The following is a 15,840-nucleotide window of genomic DNA, read 5'->3' as shown; positions in this document are numbered from 1 at the left end:
ATGATATTCACTCTCGTATACTATTAAAATTTAAATGAAAAATGTTTTTCAAATAGATCTTTTCCTTTTTCTGTGACATCTACCACTCGCGAATTTTTACGTCGAGATATCCATCTGTTTTCAGTAAAAAAACAGGCCAGAGTATTCCCTAAAGCACCTCCGATATGGAAGGTTCGTTCACTCCAATCAAGACATTGATAAGCTCTTTTACGGTGGCTTTGTTCAATAGAGGCTATATCAATACCAATATTTTCAAAGCACTCCCTACCTTGTTGTGTTAAACGTAGATTGCGATGGTCAGTTTCCAGGAAGTTCTTTTCAATTAGCATCTTATAAATTTGAGTGCCTAATTTTCCTGCAAGGTGATCGTAGCAGTAACGAGCATCACAAAGTTCTTTAGCGGGTAATTTTCGTTTTACTTTTTTGTGTGGGGCCAATGTCATCATAGTTTCAACCAGCATTGCGACCTCTGGCGTAGCTAGCTGGAAATACTTGAAACGCCCTTGGCATACATAGTTGATCAATCCTGCTTCGACTAACTGGTGTAGATGCCCAGTAGCAGCTCCTGGCTCAATGCCGCTTCCGTAAGCTAACTCTTTTGCTGTGAGTGCTCGGCCTTCCATAAGCAACGCTAACATACAGGCTCGATTTGGATTTCAAATGGCTATAGCTAATTGATTTAAATCAGGTTCTTCATGCATAGTTCATAATCTCCTTAACTATAACCTAGTGACAACGTTTTCTTTACCTAGTAAACCTACTTGTGCCGGCGAAATAGCAAGCAGTATCTAATCTCAATTAATCAAGAGGTTAATATCATGAAATTTTCCAAAGCAAAAGCAAGTAACGCAACTCTCGCTGCGGTTGGTTAATCTCCGTAAGTTGTTTGCGTGTAGTAAAAAAACTCGTAATGACTCGTAAGTAAAGCATTACTTATTAATAAACATAGTATTTTGGAGATTCAAAATGAAATTTACCAAAATGAAAGCGAGCAATGCTGCTCTGGCCTCCGTAGGCTAAAAGCTGTAACGGAAGGAGGTGTTATCGGCCTCCTTCCCCTAACAACTCTCTTAGGATGTCCGTTATGGAAAAATTAAAACTGAAAACCACTGTGCTGGTTTATAAACCATTTAATAAAAACACAACGGTTAGGTTTAATTCTGAGTTGATTAGTTTTGAAGACAATAATGGACGAATTTATTCATTTTTAACACTTCTTAATGACTACAAGACTGAAAGTGAAATTAAGAAGCAGTTTGTGAATAAATATGATGATATAGATGAAAGTGACATTGATGAATATTTGGTTACCTTAAGGGAGTTGAATTTAATAGAGACTCAATTTACCACCAGAGATATTCTTGATGAATATGATTCTAATCGGTGGTCAAGAAATTTTGAGTTTTTCAATACACTAATTTCATATGGCGAGAATAAATATAAAGTCCAACAGAAACTTGCGTTATCAAAGGTTTGCCTGCTTGGTTGTGGCGGGCTAGGGAGCCATATACTCTTTGAGTTGGCAGCCGTAGGTATTAAGGATTTAGTTATAGTTGATTTTGATAAAATTGAACTATCTAATTTAAATCGGCAGATATTATATAAAGAAGAAGATGTCGGTTTCAAAAAAGTAATAACAGCCAAGAAAAGAATTTTAGAGTTCAGTCCAACAATGAATGTTAATGCTATCGATTTGCGTATCTCTTCAGCGAAAGATATAACAGATATAATCTCTGGCCGAGATCTGGTGATTTGTGTAGCCGACAAGCCAAGGAATTACATGGTTAAATGGTTGAACCAGGCTTGTTGTGATTTAGGTATACCTTTTATCAATGGTGGTTTAGATACGCGGCGAGCCGTATTTTATTCCGTAATTCCTGGTGAAAGTGGTTGTACCGAGTGCTGGCGAAGCTCGCTTCCTGCGGATGAGCTTCAGGCACATATTGTTGCAGAAGACTATAATGAAAACATTGACTATCAAGCTCCCGCTCCAGCCATGTCCGCATTGGTTTCGGTAACTACTGGGGTCATGCTTTGTGAGGCAATCAAGATGATTACAGGTCTACAACCTCCTACTTTGACTAACAGGCTGAAGTCATTTTGTTTCGATGATTTGTCTATAGAGACAACGGAAAAATGGCAACGCAATGATAATTGCTCTTGCTGTGGGAATTTAAAGAACTCGTAGAGGATATATGTTTAATAAATTAACATTTTCATATCTGAATACATCTTTAGGTTTTTGGTTAGCAGGGTTTCTTATACCGTTGGTAATTTTAGACCTGAGTCACTCTGCCTTTTTGGTGACAGTATCATATGCTGTAAACATTGTTCCTTACATATTAGTAACTCCTTTTGCTGGAGCATTTGGTGATTTATTTAATCGTAAAAGGATTATTATGTTTGGGGAGGTCTGCTGTGCTTTAGTGGGTCTCATCATCTATCTAATACCTTTTACGCAAGGGAATATTGCCATAATAATTTTTCTCGGGTTTGTTATTTCTTGCTTTGCTGCTATACATCATCCTATTTTTCAGACGATCATCCCCGATGTTTTCAGCCAAGAAAGGATAAAAGTAGTTAATTCTAACATTGGAGTTATTGATAGTTTGGTTAGTATTATAGCTCCTGCATTTCTCGGATTTGTTTTGATTGGCTTTGATAAAAAAGTTGTCTCACTGGTAGTTTTTGTTTGTTATTTTATTTCATTTGCAACGTTTAGTTTTATACCTTATGTTCGCTCTCATGCTGAAGCGCGTTTTAATTTTAATCGTATTTTTTGTTCATTGAAAGAAGGCGTACTGTACGTTTTGGATAAAAAAGAATTGCGGAACATAGCTATTTTATTCTTTGCCGTTAATTTTGGTATTCGTTTGGTTCTTCCAAATTTAATGTGGATTTTTGGCTCATTTTATCACCTGACCGACGAGCAAATAGCACCTTATTATCTCATAATAGGTATAGGCGCAATAGTTGGTGCCAAAGTCGCGGTACCAATTATCGGTAAAGTATCCGATATTAAAATAATATCGTATTGTACACTATTTACAGCTTTGTTTAGTTTTCTTCTTTTGTTAACTAGTAATGCGTTAATGGTGGCGATCGTTTGGGCTTTTTCCTCTTTCGTTCAATCAATTATCGTAGTTACTTTTTTTACCTATAGGCAAAAGATTACGGAGACGTTTATTTTGGGAAGAGTTGTTTCTGTAACCCGACTTATATCGTATTTAGCGATACCCATTGCCACAATTGTTAGTGGTTGGTTTATAGATCATACGTTGAGTATAGATATAATCTATCTGGCTAGTGGTTTTGTGATATTATTAAGCTTTATATTTTTTGTCTTTGCCAATTCGTTAAGTCAATCCTGTGTTAAGAGCGATTAGATATACATCTGCTAAAGAAGGAGTGTGAATATGGTGATTGCAAATAAGTACGCTGAAATAGATTCGATCTGGCAAGATTGGATAAATCCTAGCGATTTGGTACGACTTGCGGAACATCCGTTGATGAAAAATTTTCGATCAGATAAACCAAGTCTTCAACTCCTTAAATCATTTCTGGTCCAACAACACTTTTACTCTCGAAATTTTACACGTTATTTATGCTCTCTTATTTATCAATTTAATAACATCAATGATGTACACAATCTCATGGAAAATCTTCTTGAGGAAATGGGGATTGATAAGCCAGGATTACCTACACATTCAGAATTATTTCAAAAGGTACTAAGGGCTGCTGAAATTAAGCCTGATCTGCATAGTCCCTTTGACGAAACGCAGCAGCTTATTGATAGTATGTTTATTTACTGTAAATCAGATAATCTCATAAAAGGGCTAGCAGCTATGTGTCTTGGCGCTGAAGCGATAGTTCCCATTATTTATAAGCCAGTATATGAGGCGCTGAAATATTTCAATTTTTCAGAAGAGGAAATAATATTCTTTCCTCTTCATATTGAAGAAGACGAAAACCACGCTATTACAATGGTCCAGATTTTGGAACGATTAACGCTGGAGAGTCCTGAATGTCGAGATGAAGCAATTTTGATTGGTAAAACAATGATTAATCATAGGTTGAATATGTTTACCGGGATCCTCAATAACTTCACCGAAAATGTAGAGAATGGCATTGAAAACGCAGATGAAAGCGCGTTACATCAGCGATTTAATTCAAAGCATTTCGTTGAGGTTCCGGAGATGTTGACACCGCTAATACCTAGAAAACTTCTCCATGCTTCTGTAATGAAATCAGTTAAATATGATGATGTATTTTCTAAGAATAGACGTCATTTAGTGCATGTCGTTGACTTACCATCTCATACAATTAGTATGACAATCGGTGAGCTTGAACCAAGCCAGGAAACCAGGCTGCATCGTCATAATTATGAAACAATTATTTATATCGTTTCTGGTCATGGATATTCTATAATTGAGGATCAGAGAGTTGACTGGAAAATTGGTGATGCTATATATATTCCAGTTTGGTCAAAACACAAACACGTAAATAATGATAGCTCGACTTGTTTTTATATTGCTTGTGAAAACACCCCTTTATTGCAGAATTTAGGAAGAATTGCATTGCGTCAGGAATTGAGTTAATTATCTATATAACAAATAGCTTTATTTTAAAAAATACCACTTTGTCACGGCAGTCTGGCATTGATTGCTCCAGACCTGTTCGGCCGTGCCGATGAGTTCAAATCTGTATTTAGCGTCCTTGATCGCTAATTATGTAGCAATGTCATAAATGAATACTCTGACTCGTCGTGGCAGTGCCCGGCGAGTCGGATATGCCATACACAAAGCTTTATGGGGCAACGATTACGGGGGAAAGCTTAGCGGGTAATACATTCCAAACTGAATTTTTACACAGGCCATTCTCTGCAATGCCCACCATTTGGTGGGCGGCGCCTATCCCAATGGTGCCTCATCAGCACATTTAGTTAGTCATGGCCGCAATGAACGCCTCTACGGCTTGCGCGGCGTGCGCAATTCGGTTGTGAAGATTCCCAGAATGAACAACAACAAAGTGGCGCCTGTCAGGGATGTTGTCAGCCAACCGCCATGATAATAGGTCATCGACCCCAAAGCTGAACCCAGCGCACCGCAAAAAAATATCACCGTCATGTATGCTGCGTTCAGTCGACCACGTGCTTCGGCATCCAGGCTCTGGATGGTTCGCAACCCGAACACTTGGTTCGCCTGGGTCGCGGCATCAAGAATAATCGCCGCAGCGACCAGAATCAGCAACGATCCGGCGGCTTCCCCCCATTCACTAATCAGCATGGCGAGGGCGGCGCAAAGTAAGGCCAGAGCGGTACCTAATCTTGAGCCGCCACGGTCGGCTATCTTGCCGGCCAGGGGCGCTGTAAGCGCACCGGCGGCCCCCGCCAGCGCAAAAGCGGAAATGCCCACCTGGCTCATATTAAAGCGGACATGCAGCATCAGCGGCCCGACGGTCCAGAACATGTTGAATACCGCAAACATGGTCCCCTGGTAAGCAGCCCGGCGCTGTAAAGGACGCGAGGTTGCCAGCAGGCATAGCATGGATCGCAGCGTTGCCGCATAGCCTCGGCTGGGGCGTGGCCGCCATTGTGGCAAGGATTTCGCCAAAAGCAATAACGTGCAGAACATCACCACGGCCGAGAAGATAAAGACCGATCGCCAGCCCCAATAGGCCGTGAGAAAACTGGCTAATGGCCGGGACAACATAATGCCCGCCACCAAACCGCCCATAATGTTGCCGATGACCTGGCCGCGCTGTGCTTCAGGCGACAATCGCACGGCCAGTGGAACCAGGATCTGGCTGCCAACGGTGCAGATACCGAGTGACAGGGAGGTGGTGAGGAGGGCCGGAGCGCTGGTGCTGCAAGCCACGCCGATCAGGCTAAGTATGGTGCCGGTCGCGGCGATCAAGACGAGCCTGCGGTTTTCCACCAGATCGGCAACGCAGACCAGAAAGAACAGGCCTATGCCATATCCGATCTGGGTCGTGGTGACAATCAGGCCGGCAAGGCTCGCGGGGAGTTGCAGGCCAGCGGCAATCGGCCCCACGATTGATTGAGCGTAATAGACATTCGCCGTTGTGGCGCCACAGGCAAAGGCGAGCAATAACGTCGTGGCTACGGACAGTGGGTTTGTCTGTGCTGCGGCGGGTAGCCGGTTAGGTTGAGTCGTCATTATCTGCTTATATCTCTCTTCTGCTCACTTCAGATCCGTGCGAAGCTATTTAGAGGTATGGCACCGACTGCGCCGGAATGCATTGACCGGTTCATCAAGCCGCGGCATGTCTCCTGGGCACGACCCCGAAGCAGAACTGCCCGCTAGCTTCCCCCATTAGATGTTCCAACGCGATTGGGTCGCTGACGTGGTATGTGAAACCGGGAGCCGTTGTTCGCATTTTCAGGATAGATGAAAGACATAAACGCTTTGTCTCTATATTGTGCTCAACGGGATGGCTGTTCAGGCCAAGGCTGGTTACAGCCGCGCAGTACTAGAGGCCGTTGCTGAACAAGCGCTCGCCACATGGCCTGAAAGTAACAGCCGTTCCAAAGCATCTGACTAATTGCCATAAAGCCAACAAGTGCGACAATCGTTGATTGATTATAGAGGGGCTTGCCAGATGCGGGACGGACGGCGTTATCGGAAAGCGCCATAGGCGTGGCGGCCAGTGTTGGATTCTGGTTTCCAGCCGCTAAGACTAACAGCAACAATGCGGCTCTAAACCTACCCGCTTCCCGATGGACTTTAGCATGGACTTAAAAGTAACGGAGTTAGGCAGATTTCACTGGAAGGCTGTAGAACGTAAAAGAAGGTTTTTATCCTGCTTTCAATGACCTAGGAATATCAGTAGACATCCACAAAACAAGAAATGGCTCCCCTGACTGGACTCGAACCAGTGACATACGGATTAACAGTCCGCCGTTCTACCGACTGAACTACAGAGGAATCGTGTGAACGGGGCGCATATTAGCGGCGTGTGCCGGGCTTGTAAAGCGTGAAATCCGCTTGCCGTATCGTTTGCTATAAGATTAGCCAACTTGCTGCTTTTGTAGCTGTTATTGCCTGGTTCAACGCACTGCCCTTAAGGTGCTTTGTTGCATGCTTATGGTGCGGGTGGGGCGGTTTTGCGCAAATTACCACGTGCAGTTGGGGTTGTGGATGTGTCTTTTCTTGCTGTTTTACAAACGGTTAAGCACTGCCTTGCCTGGCGGTTGGGATCTGGCCTGAATTTTGCTGCTTATTCTCTATCCGAAGGTAAACCGGCAAGATGGGGGCAGTATGAATTTCAGACGTCTTAAATATTTTGTGAAAATCGTCGACATTGGCAGCCTGACGCAGGCGGCAGAGGTATTACATATTGCCCAGCCGGCGCTCAGCCAGCAACTGGCGACGTTAGAAGGCGAACTGAAACAACAACTGCTGATCCGTACCAAGCGCGGCGTGATGCCGACGGAGGCGGGTAATATCCTTTATGCACATGCTCAAGGCATTCTGCGCCAGTGTGAACAGGCGCAAAGCGCAGTGAGCTGCGCCGGGCAGGCAATGAGCGGGCCGGTATCGGTGGGGCTGACGCCGGGCGGGGCGGCCGCACAGCTGGCATTGCCGCTGCTGCAGGTGGTTCGCGACCAGCACCCCGGCATCCTGCTGAGCCTGAATGAAAATATCGGCGCGGTGCTAAGCAGCCAGATTGATAATCAAACGTTGGATATGGCGCTGATGTACGGCGCCAAAATGCCGTCCGGCCTGAGTGCCATTACGCTGGTCAAAGAAGAACTGTATCTGGTGGCGACTCGTACGGTGCCTAGCCCCGGCACCAGCATTGACCTTGCCGACGTGGCGCGCCTGAACCTGTTTTTGCCGCGGGAAGGGGATGCGGTACGCAATCAGGTGGATGAAGCGATGGCGCAGCGCAAGCTGGTGGCCAACGTGGTGGGCGAAATTGAATCCCCGGCCACACTCAGTGCGGCTATCGCCGGCGGTCTGGGGGCCACCATCCTGCCCGAATCCGCAGCGCGCGCCATGTTGGGCCCGGCCAAAGCCTGGATGGCGCGTATCAGCGCGCCGATGCTGACGGTGCCGCTGTCGCTGTGCGTCTCCAGCCAGCAGACGCTGTCTGCGCCGGCGCTGGTGGTAAAAGACATTCTGTTATCCATTATCACCAGCCGCGGCCAGGAAAAACGCGCCCTGGCGCTGGTGTAGTCACGCCCCGGTGCCTGGCTTCTCGTAATGAACCGCCGGTGGCTAGTGCTCTTCTGCTGCGCCCGATGTGCGGCATTCCCTATTCATTGACGATGGCATGATTCATGCTGTCGTTTTCTCCCCCTATCGGCGGTGCACGGCTATGCCCCCAGGCTGCCGTCAGCGGCTCATTTTGGTTCAAATTACGCACCAGCATAAGGCAAAGGCCCGCTCATAGTGCAGTGTGGTTAACCATTTTTATTTTGTGGTTTTTGGTTCAAAATAATTTTTTTATATGAATTTTGAATCAAACCAATCAAACAGAGTTCCCCCTTTTCAATACTCAATGCTTCCAGGCGGTGGGCAGCACGGCCGGAAGTGTTTCAACTGAATCATCGGCATAAAAAACTGGCCCACCTGTTGCAAAGTTGTTCAAGTGCTAAGGGGGAGCCACCATGAACCAACAAGATCTGAATCAACTGATAAAAGACCGTTTTGACATGCTGCCCCGGCGCGAGCAGCAGGCGGCGGCATTTGTGCTGGAACACCCGCATGAGGTTGCGGTGATGTCGATGCGCGAGCTGGCGCTGATGGCCGGTTTGCCGGCCTCCACCATGACCCGTTTTGCTAAGCATCTTGATTTCAGCGGGTTTGATGAATTGCGTTCGATCTTCATTTCGGCGATCCGCGGCCAGGGCAACGCCTATGAATCACGTATGGCGGGCCTGGTGGCGATGAAACAGCAGGTGGGGGACCACTCGCTGGCGGCCGATCTGGCGGACACCACGGTGGCGCATATCCAGACGCTGTGCAGCGCGCACCAGATGGATACCATCGTGCGTGCGGGGAAACTGCTGGCGCAGGCCCGGCGTATATATTGCCTGGCGCTGCGTTCGTCTTACCCGATTGCGCACCACTTTTCTCATGTGGCGAGCTATTTTCACCCAGAGGTGCATTTGATTGATGGCTCCGGTGAAAGCGGAATTATGGCGCTGATGCGCGAACTGAACAGTAAAGATGTGTTGTTCGTCACCAGTATTTCCCCTTATGCCCGTAAAACCATCACCCTGACGCGCTATATGCACCAGCAGAAAATGAAAATTGTCGCCATCACCGATAATGCTGGCTCACCGGTGGCGAGAATTTCCAATGAAGCCATCGTGGTAAAAAAGAAAACGAATTCCTTTTTTGACACATTGACGCCGGCGCTGCTGGCAACGGAAATATTAATTGCACTACTGGCCGCTAATACCAAAGGCGATGTTCGCTCCAAGGTAAAAAATACCGAGGAGAAAATATGGGCTTTGGGCGAGTGGTTAAAAACCACCTGATATATTCTCGATTTTTAGGTTTTAACTGGTTCTAAGGGAGAGCGCTAGCGCGGTTTAACCACGCGTTTGCGTTTTCCCTGCAACTCGAATTGTTTTGGTTGTAAACAATTTCCCACTGACGTTAAAGGCAAAGAAATGACTGCATATAAACCAGAATTAACGACGGCACCTAAACATGGCCACAAAAGCCTGCTGTATTCCGAAGTCGTCACCGATTTAAATACGCTCGATTATGTGGATATCGCGGTCTTGGGGGTTCCTTATGGCTCGCCATATTCCATTGATGAAGTCACCAACGATCAAACCAATGGGCCAACGGCGGTGCGCCAGGCGACGGACCGCGCGCTGCGCAGCTTCGAGCGTTACGATTTCGACATCGGCGGCTCCATGACCGACAACCAGCCGATCCGCATGGTGGACTGCGGGGATATCGCCGGCGATGCGCGCGCGCTGGGCCAGCACTATGCAGCCACCGAGGCGGTGGTGCGTAAAATCCTGGCGCTGGGCGGCATGCCACTGATTATCGGTGGCGATCACGGCATCCCGATCCCGGTGCTGCGCGCGCTGGACAGCGTGGGGCCGATCACGCTGATCCACATTGACTCCCATCTTGACTGGCGCGATGAGGTTAACGGCGTTCCTGATGGTTACTCTAGCCCGATCCGCCGCGCATCGGAAATGGCGCACGTTCACGAGATTTTCCAAATCGGCTTGCGTGCCAATGGTTCCGCCCGCCAGGAAGAAGTGGATGCCGCACTGGCCTATGGCGCCCATTTGATCCCGGCGCATCAATTGCATGATGAAGGTATCGAAGCCGTGCTGGCGCGTATTCCGGATGGCGGCAATTATTATATTACCTGCGACGCCGACGGGATTGATCCCACCATTATGCCGGCGGTTAATGGCCCGGCGTTAGATGGCGTTACTTATGGTGAAATGCGCAAACTCATTCACGGTTTGGTGAAAAAAGGGCGCGTTGTTGGAATGGATATCGTGGAAATTACGCCAAAGAAAGATGTGAATAAAATTACTGCGATTACCGCCTGCCGTTTCTTTGTGAATTTAATCGGGATGGCGGTAAGAGCCGGCTATTTTAAGAAAGAGAAGTGATCCTGGATATCTTGTAAGGATATCCATCCATGAAGTATTTATTCATTGCGGAGTTATATTATGACAAAGAATCGCCTTTTGTCTGCGGCACTCTGTTGCCTTGTTTCTCTCGCCAGCGTTTCCGTTTCTGCGGCAACCGTGCTGGAAAATATTAAAAGCCGTAACTTGGTGCGCATTGCGGTGCCGCAAGACTACGCGCCATACGGGTTTATTTCACCGGATATGTCGCCGCAGGGGCTGGATATCGATGTGGCGCATTTGATCGGTAAACAGCTGGGCGTAAAGGTGCAGTTAATTCCGGTTACCGGGCCAAACCGCGTTCCTTATCTGCAAACCGGTAAAGCCGATATGACGATCTCATCACTGGGCAAAACCGAAGAACGCGCCAAAGTGATTGATTACAGCATTGCCTACGCACCGTTTTTTGATGCGGTCTTTGGCCCAAAGGCGTTGAAGGCTTCCACACCGGAAGAGCTGGCGGGCAAAACCGTCTCGGTGACCCGGGGTTCCATGCAGGACGACGAGCTGACTCAACTGGCGCCGAAAGCTATTATCCGGCGCTTTGAGGACAACAATAGCACCATCGCAGCGTTCACCTCCGGGCAAACGCAGATGGCCGCCATTGGCACCACCGTCGCCGCCACCCTCCAGGCGCGGAATCCGAAACTGGATATTGCGCTGAAAGTGATCTTGTCGAATTCGCCGTGCTACATCGGCATGCCAAAAGGGCAACCTGATCTGGTGGCGAAAGTGAACGAGATTATTCGCCAGGCGAAACAGGACGGCTCGCTGGATCGCATCTCGCAGAAATGGCTGGGCGCGCCTGCGGGCGAGTTACCGGAATAACAGGGCCGGCGCAGGAGTAACGTACTTATGAATCAGGTTCCGGCTTTGGCCGCACTGGCCGAATGGTTGACCGGGCACCGCGCCCGCGTGCTGCCGGCGGATATTCGGCACACGGCTCGGCGCTGCCTGGTCGATACGCTGGGCGTTATGCTGGCCGGGGCACAGCAACCGGTCGCGGGCAAAGTCCGCCGGGTTGTGGCCGGTGAACAGGGGCCTTCGCGGCTGATCGGCACCGGGTTGCACGCCGCGCCCGCCACGGCGGCGTTGGTGAACGGCGTGGCCGCACATGCGCTGGATTTTGATGATAACTGCTACGCCGGTTTTGTGCATGGTTCGGCGGTGATTGTCCCGGCGGCGTTGGCGCTGGCGGATGCCAAAGGGGCCAGGGGCGATGCGCTGCTGACTGCCATTGCCTTGGGCAGCGAATGCCAGTATCGGCTTGGCATGGCGCTGGAAAACGTGCTCTACCAGCGCGGCTGGTGGACCACCGGCATGTTGGGCGGCGTGGGCGCCTGCGCGGCTGCGGCCACGCTGTTGGAGCTGGATAGCACGCAGTGCGCCCATGCATTGGGCATCGCGTTGGTTTCCGCTGCGGGAATGAAAGCGGTGTTCGGCACGGACAGCAAACCCTTAACCGCCGGCTATGCGGCCCAGCGCGGCGTGATGGCGGCGCTAATGGCGCAGGCCGGCGTTACCGGGCCGTTGAATGCGCTGGAACATGCGGCTGGCTTCGCTGCGTTATGTAATCAGGGGCATTGGGCGGCGGAGTGGCTACGGGCGGGTAGCCGTCACTGGTGCCTGCGCGAACCCGGGGTGGATATCAAGCGCATACCGCTGTGCCTTTCCTCCCATGCGGCGGTGGACGCGTTGCTGTTTTTGCTGCAGCAACAGCCGTGCAGCCTGGCGCAGATAGACAGTGTGGTTTGCGATGTGCCGGAAATCGTCTGCGCCAACCTGGTTTACGATCTGCCGCTGAATGCGCAGCAGGCACAGTTCAGCCTGCCGTTCGCCCTGGCGCAAACGCTGTTGACCGGGGATGTTCTGCTTCGCCATCTGAACGACGCACACCTGCAGGATGAACGGTTACGCCTGCTGATGCAGAAGGTCCGCTACCACTCCAGCGCCCGCTGGCAGCGGGCGGATCTGATGCGTGATGCGCCGGAGGGCGCAGAGGTGACGCTTTGCCTGCGCGATGGTTCAAGCCGCAGCCACTTTGTGGCCAAGGCGCGCGGTGCGGCCAGCGTGCCGCTTAGCGATGATGAGCTGGGCGCCAAATTTCTTCAGTGCAGCGAACCGGTGTTGGGCATCGCGCCGGCATACCATCTGTTGAACCAGCTGTGGCAAATCGACCGGCTGGCTGTGTCGCAACTGTTGTTATTTCAGGAGACGGGAACATGACGCAATTCGATTTTATTAGCGTGTTGTCGGAGTGGCCGTCGCTGCTTGGCGGCGCGGGCATCACGCTGTTGATGACGCTCCTGGCGGCGCTGTTTGGCCTTTTACTGGGGATTGGCTGCGGCTGGGCGCGCGCCAACGGCCCAGCCTGGTTGCGCTGGCCGGTGGGCTGCTACGTCGAGCTGGTGCGCAACACCCCCTATATCATTCAGCTGTTCTTTATCTTCTTTGGCCTGCCGGCGGCCGGCATTCAGCTTTCCGCGTTGAGCGCCAGCGTGCTTTCGCTGATCCTCAACCTGGCGGCCTATGCCAGTGAAATCGTGCGGGCCGGGATCCAAAGCACCCCGCACAGCCAAATCGAAGCGGCGCAAAGCCTGGCGCTGAACCGCTGGCAAATTTTCACTCGAGTGGTGCTGCCGCCGGCGCTGGGGCGCGTGTGGGGGGCGATCGGTAGCCAGGTGGTGATCATTATGCTCGGCTCGGCGGTATGCAGCCAGATCTCTACCGAGGAGCTTTCGTATGCCGCCAATCTGATTGCCAGCCGCAGCTTTCACAACTTCGAGGCGTACATCATCGCCGCAGCGATCTATCTGCTGCTGGCGCTGCTGGTGCGCCGCATCCTGAACTGGATCGGGCCACGTTTTATCTTTGGCCGTTAATCAGAGGAGATGCCAGTGAGTGAATTCACGACCTGGGATATCTATCGCAACTTATTACTGGCGTTGCGCTGGACGGTGGGCCTGTCGCTGATCGCCTTCGCCGGCGGCGGGGCGTTGGGCGGGGCGCTGTTGATTCTGCGCCTGTCGGCGCTGCCCGGCGCCGCGCGCGCGGTGCGGATCTATATTCAGCTGTTTCAGGGCATTCCGCTGCTGATGCAGCTGTTTATTTGCTACTTCGGTCTGGCGCTATTCGGCGTGGAAACCTCGCCGTTGATGGCCGCCAGCCTGTGCCTGACCGTTTACGCCAGCGCGTATTTAACCGAGATCTGGTATGGCGCGGTGCGTTCGATCCCGCGCCAGCAGTGGGAAGCCGGCACCAGCCTGGCGCTCACGTTTATGGAACAGCTGCGCCACATCATTTTGCCGCAGGCGTTGAAAATCGCCGTTGCACCCACCGTGGGCTTTATGGTGCAGGCGGTGAAATCCACGGCGCTGGCTTCGGTGATTGGCTTTGTTGAGTTGACGCGCTCGGGCCAGATCATCACCAACGTCACGTTTTCGCCGTTTTTGGTCTACGGCAGCGTCGCTTTATTCTATTTTTCCCTCTGCTTCCCGTTATCGCTGTGGAGCAGACGTCTGGAACACAGTCTTTCGCGGAGGATAGCTAAATGACGGATTTTGCCCTGGTTGATATCAACGGCCTGCACAAACGTTTCGGTGAAAACCCAGTGTTGAAAGGGATCGATTTGCAAATTAAACGCCAGGAAGTGGTTTGCATCATCGGCAAAAGCGGCTCGGGAAAGAGCACGCTGCTGCGCTGCATCAATGGTCTGGAAACCTTCGAGCAGGGTACGTTGAAGATCGACGGCCAGCCGGTGCTGCATCATGATGCGGCGGCTTTGCGCGAGCTGCGGCAAAACGTCGGCATGATTTTCCAAAGCTTTAATCTGTTTCCACATTTGACCGTTGGGCGTAACGTCATGCTGGCGCCGACGTTGGTGAAAAAACAGCAACCGGCGGAAGCGGAAAGAGTGGCACGGCGTTTGCTAGAGCGTGTGGGGCTTGCCGATAAATTCGAACAGTGGCCGGATCAGCTTTCCGGGGGGCAACAGCAGCGCGTGGCCATCGCCCGTTCGCTGGCCATGAACCCGGAAATCCTGTTATGTGATGAAATTACCTCGGCGCTTGATCCTGAACTGGTGGGGGAAGTGCTGCAGGTAATTGAATCACTGGCAAAAGATGGCATGACCATTATTATGGTAACCCACGAGATGAATTTTGCGCGCAGGGTGAGCGATCGCGTGGTGTTTATGCACCAAGGGCGGGTTCATGAAATCGGCGCCCCTGATGAATTGTTTACCGCGCCACGCACTGCCGAACTGCGGCAGTTTCTGGCCTGATGAAAATCAGCGCGTGGCGGGGGGGCGGCCCGCCGATGGGCCCGTTACCCTGCCTGATGCTGATAAAAGGGATATTCCATTGTGAAGCGCGATGCGCAACGACAAACTGAAACCACCGAAGCCGGCTGGCAGGCGCAACTGGCGCTGCGGCTTGCCCAAAAAGCCGGCAAGACCGTGTTAACGCATCAACGCCACTTCGGCCCGCTGCGGGTGCAGCGGCCATTTTACCCCGAAGGCCACACTAGCCACCTTTACTTATTGCACCCGCCGGGCGGGGTAGTGGGGGGCGACCAACTGGCGATCGACGTCCAACTGTCGGAGCAGGCGGGCGCCCTGATCACCATGCCGGGCGCGGCGAAAATTTATCGCAGCAATGGCGCTATCGCCGCAATTAATCAATGTGTTACGCTGCAATCCGGTTGCGCCGTAGAGTGGCTGCCGCCTGGCAATATTTTCTTTCCCGGCACCGAAGCGCGTATCCGCAGTGAATTTCATTTGGCCGCTGATTCCCGGCTGATTGCCTGGGAAACCTTCTGCTTCGGCCGCCCGGTAATGAAAGAGCGCTATGATTGCGGCAATGCCGTGAGCAAGCTACAGGTGTGGTGCGGCGGCGAGCCGTTGCTGAACGAAACGCTGCGCGTCAGCGGCGGCCTGGCTACCTTGGCCGGTTACCCCTTCCACAGCACGATGCTGCTTTATCCCGCCGGCGAAGCCCTGCTGGATGAGGTGCGTGCGCACCTGGCGCAGCGGCAACATCCGGCCGGCGCCACGCTGCTGGATAAATTAATGGTTATCCGCCTGCTGGATCACAGCAATCTGTCGCTGGAAGCGGATCTGCACCAACTGTGGCGCCTTGCCCGCCCGCAGGTGATTGGGCTAGGCGCCGTTAACCCCCGAATATGGTCAACCTGAAAAGGAA

13 protein-coding genes, 1 tRNA gene and 1 pseudogene are annotated in these 15,840 nt (G+C 51.0%); 12 read left to right on the top strand and 3 right to left on the bottom strand.

The window, feature by feature from the left end:
- Positions 1–23 precede the first annotated feature (23 nt).
- Positions 24–644 (bottom strand): annotated as a pseudogene (locus AC559G_RS08635) (ArsR/SmtB family transcription factor); the annotation flags it as partial.
- Between the two features lie 440 nt (positions 645–1,084).
- Between AC559G_RS08635 and AC559G_RS08630 the strand changes: the two are divergent.
- The 3 genes from AC559G_RS08630 to AC559G_RS08620 are packed head-to-tail and all read left to right on the top strand — an operon-like array spanning position 1,085 to position 4,598.
- Positions 1,085–2,188 (top strand): HesA/MoeB/ThiF family protein, encoded by a 1,104-nt coding sequence (locus AC559G_RS08630; protein WP_498912228.1) that lies wholly within the window; start codon positions 1,085–1,087, stop codon positions 2,186–2,188.
- Positions 2,189–2,195: 7 nt separating this feature from the next.
- On the top strand, positions 2,196–3,386 hold the full coding sequence (locus tag AC559G_RS08625; RefSeq protein ID WP_498912227.1) for an MFS transporter: 1,191 nt from the start codon (positions 2,196–2,198) through the stop codon (positions 3,384–3,386).
- A gap of 30 nt (positions 3,387–3,416) precedes the next feature.
- Positions 3,417–4,598: an iron-containing redox enzyme family protein gene (locus AC559G_RS08620; RefSeq protein WP_498912226.1), complete on the top strand. Its 1,182-nt coding sequence runs from the start codon at positions 3,417–3,419 to the stop codon at positions 4,596–4,598.
- 369 nt (positions 4,599–4,967) lie between these two features.
- Here the strand turns inward: AC559G_RS08620 and AC559G_RS08615 are convergent, their stop codons facing one another.
- Positions 4,968–6,179, bottom strand: coding sequence for an MFS transporter (locus AC559G_RS08615; RefSeq protein ID WP_498912225.1), 1,212 nt, complete (start codon positions 6,177–6,179; stop codon positions 4,968–4,970).
- Positions 6,180–6,871: 692 nt separating this feature from the next.
- Positions 6,872–6,947 (bottom strand) — tRNA-Asn (locus AC559G_RS08610).
- A 333-nt stretch (positions 6,948–7,280) separates the two neighbouring features.
- Here AC559G_RS08610 and nac point away from each other — a divergent pair.
- The 9 genes from nac (at position 7,281) to AC559G_RS08565 (ending at position 15,833) form a co-directional block, all read left to right on the top strand.
- Positions 7,281–8,201, top strand: coding sequence for a nitrogen assimilation transcriptional regulator NAC (gene nac, locus AC559G_RS08605; RefSeq protein WP_498912224.1), 921 nt, complete (start codon positions 7,281–7,283; stop codon positions 8,199–8,201).
- 434 nt (positions 8,202–8,635) lie between these two features.
- Complete coding sequence (locus AC559G_RS08600; RefSeq protein ID WP_498912223.1) at positions 8,636–9,511, top strand: MurR/RpiR family transcriptional regulator; 876 nt, start codon at positions 8,636–8,638, stop codon at positions 9,509–9,511.
- A 135-nt stretch (positions 9,512–9,646) separates the two neighbouring features.
- The gene (locus tag AC559G_RS08595; RefSeq protein ID WP_121554676.1) at positions 9,647–10,621 is read left to right on the top strand and encodes an agmatinase; all 975 of its coding nucleotides are present in this window, start codon (positions 9,647–9,649) and stop codon (positions 10,619–10,621) included.
- Positions 10,622–10,681: 60 nt separating this feature from the next.
- Complete coding sequence (locus AC559G_RS08590) at positions 10,682–11,467, top strand: transporter substrate-binding domain-containing protein (RefSeq protein WP_095848312.1); 786 nt, start codon at positions 10,682–10,684, stop codon at positions 11,465–11,467.
- A 27-nt stretch (positions 11,468–11,494) separates the two neighbouring features.
- Entirely contained in the window at positions 11,495–12,865 is a 1,371-nt protein-coding gene (locus AC559G_RS08585) for an MmgE/PrpD family protein (RefSeq protein ID WP_498912222.1), read from the top strand.
- Positions 12,862–13,521 (top strand): amino acid ABC transporter permease, encoded by a 660-nt coding sequence (locus AC559G_RS08580; RefSeq protein WP_498912221.1) that lies wholly within the window; start codon positions 12,862–12,864, stop codon positions 13,519–13,521. Before AC559G_RS08585 ends, AC559G_RS08580 begins: the two co-directional genes overlap by 4 nt.
- 15 nt (positions 13,522–13,536) lie before the next feature.
- Positions 13,537–14,193 (top strand): amino acid ABC transporter permease, encoded by a 657-nt coding sequence (locus AC559G_RS08575; RefSeq protein ID WP_498912220.1) that lies wholly within the window; start codon positions 13,537–13,539, stop codon positions 14,191–14,193.
- Positions 14,190–14,921 (top strand): amino acid ABC transporter ATP-binding protein, encoded by a 732-nt coding sequence (locus tag AC559G_RS08570; protein ID WP_121554672.1) that lies wholly within the window; start codon positions 14,190–14,192, stop codon positions 14,919–14,921. Before AC559G_RS08575 ends, AC559G_RS08570 begins: the two co-directional genes overlap by 4 nt.
- A gap of 81 nt (positions 14,922–15,002) precedes the next feature.
- The gene (locus AC559G_RS08565; RefSeq protein WP_498912219.1) at positions 15,003–15,833 is read left to right on the top strand and encodes an urease accessory protein UreD; all 831 of its coding nucleotides are present in this window, start codon (positions 15,003–15,005) and stop codon (positions 15,831–15,833) included.
- Positions 15,834–15,840 lie beyond the last annotated feature (7 nt).

The organism is Gibbsiella greigii (genome assembly GCF_039540155.1).
Taxonomy (GTDB): Bacteria; Pseudomonadota; Gammaproteobacteria; order Enterobacterales; family Enterobacteriaceae; genus Gibbsiella; species Gibbsiella quercinecans.
This window is presented reverse-complemented; position numbering and strand designations above follow the sequence as displayed.

Coding starts and splice junctions, on each gene's coding strand:
- AC559G_RS08570 (WP_121554672.1), top strand. CDS start 14,190: ATGACGGATTTTGCCCTGGTTGATATCAACGGCCTGCACAAACGTTTC.
- AC559G_RS08590 (WP_095848312.1), top strand. CDS start 10,682: ATGACAAAGAATCGCCTTTTGTCTGCGGCACTCTGTTGCCTTGTTTCT.
- AC559G_RS08580 (WP_498912221.1), top strand. CDS start 12,862: ATGACGCAATTCGATTTTATTAGCGTGTTGTCGGAGTGGCCGTCGCTG.
- AC559G_RS08620 (WP_498912226.1), top strand. CDS start 3,417: ATGGTGATTGCAAATAAGTACGCTGAAATAGATTCGATCTGGCAAGAT.
- AC559G_RS08615 (WP_498912225.1), bottom strand. CDS start 6,179: ATGACGACTCAACCTAACCGGCTACCCGCCGCAGCACAGACAAACCCA.
- AC559G_RS08625 (WP_498912227.1), top strand. CDS start 2,196: ATGTTTAATAAATTAACATTTTCATATCTGAATACATCTTTAGGTTTT.
- AC559G_RS08585 (WP_498912222.1), top strand. CDS start 11,495: ATGAATCAGGTTCCGGCTTTGGCCGCACTGGCCGAATGGTTGACCGGG.
- nac (WP_498912224.1), top strand. CDS start 7,281: ATGAATTTCAGACGTCTTAAATATTTTGTGAAAATCGTCGACATTGGC.
- AC559G_RS08630 (WP_498912228.1), top strand. CDS start 1,085: ATGGAAAAATTAAAACTGAAAACCACTGTGCTGGTTTATAAACCATTT.
- AC559G_RS08600 (WP_498912223.1), top strand. CDS start 8,636: ATGAACCAACAAGATCTGAATCAACTGATAAAAGACCGTTTTGACATG.
- AC559G_RS08595 (WP_121554676.1), top strand. CDS start 9,647: ATGACTGCATATAAACCAGAATTAACGACGGCACCTAAACATGGCCAC.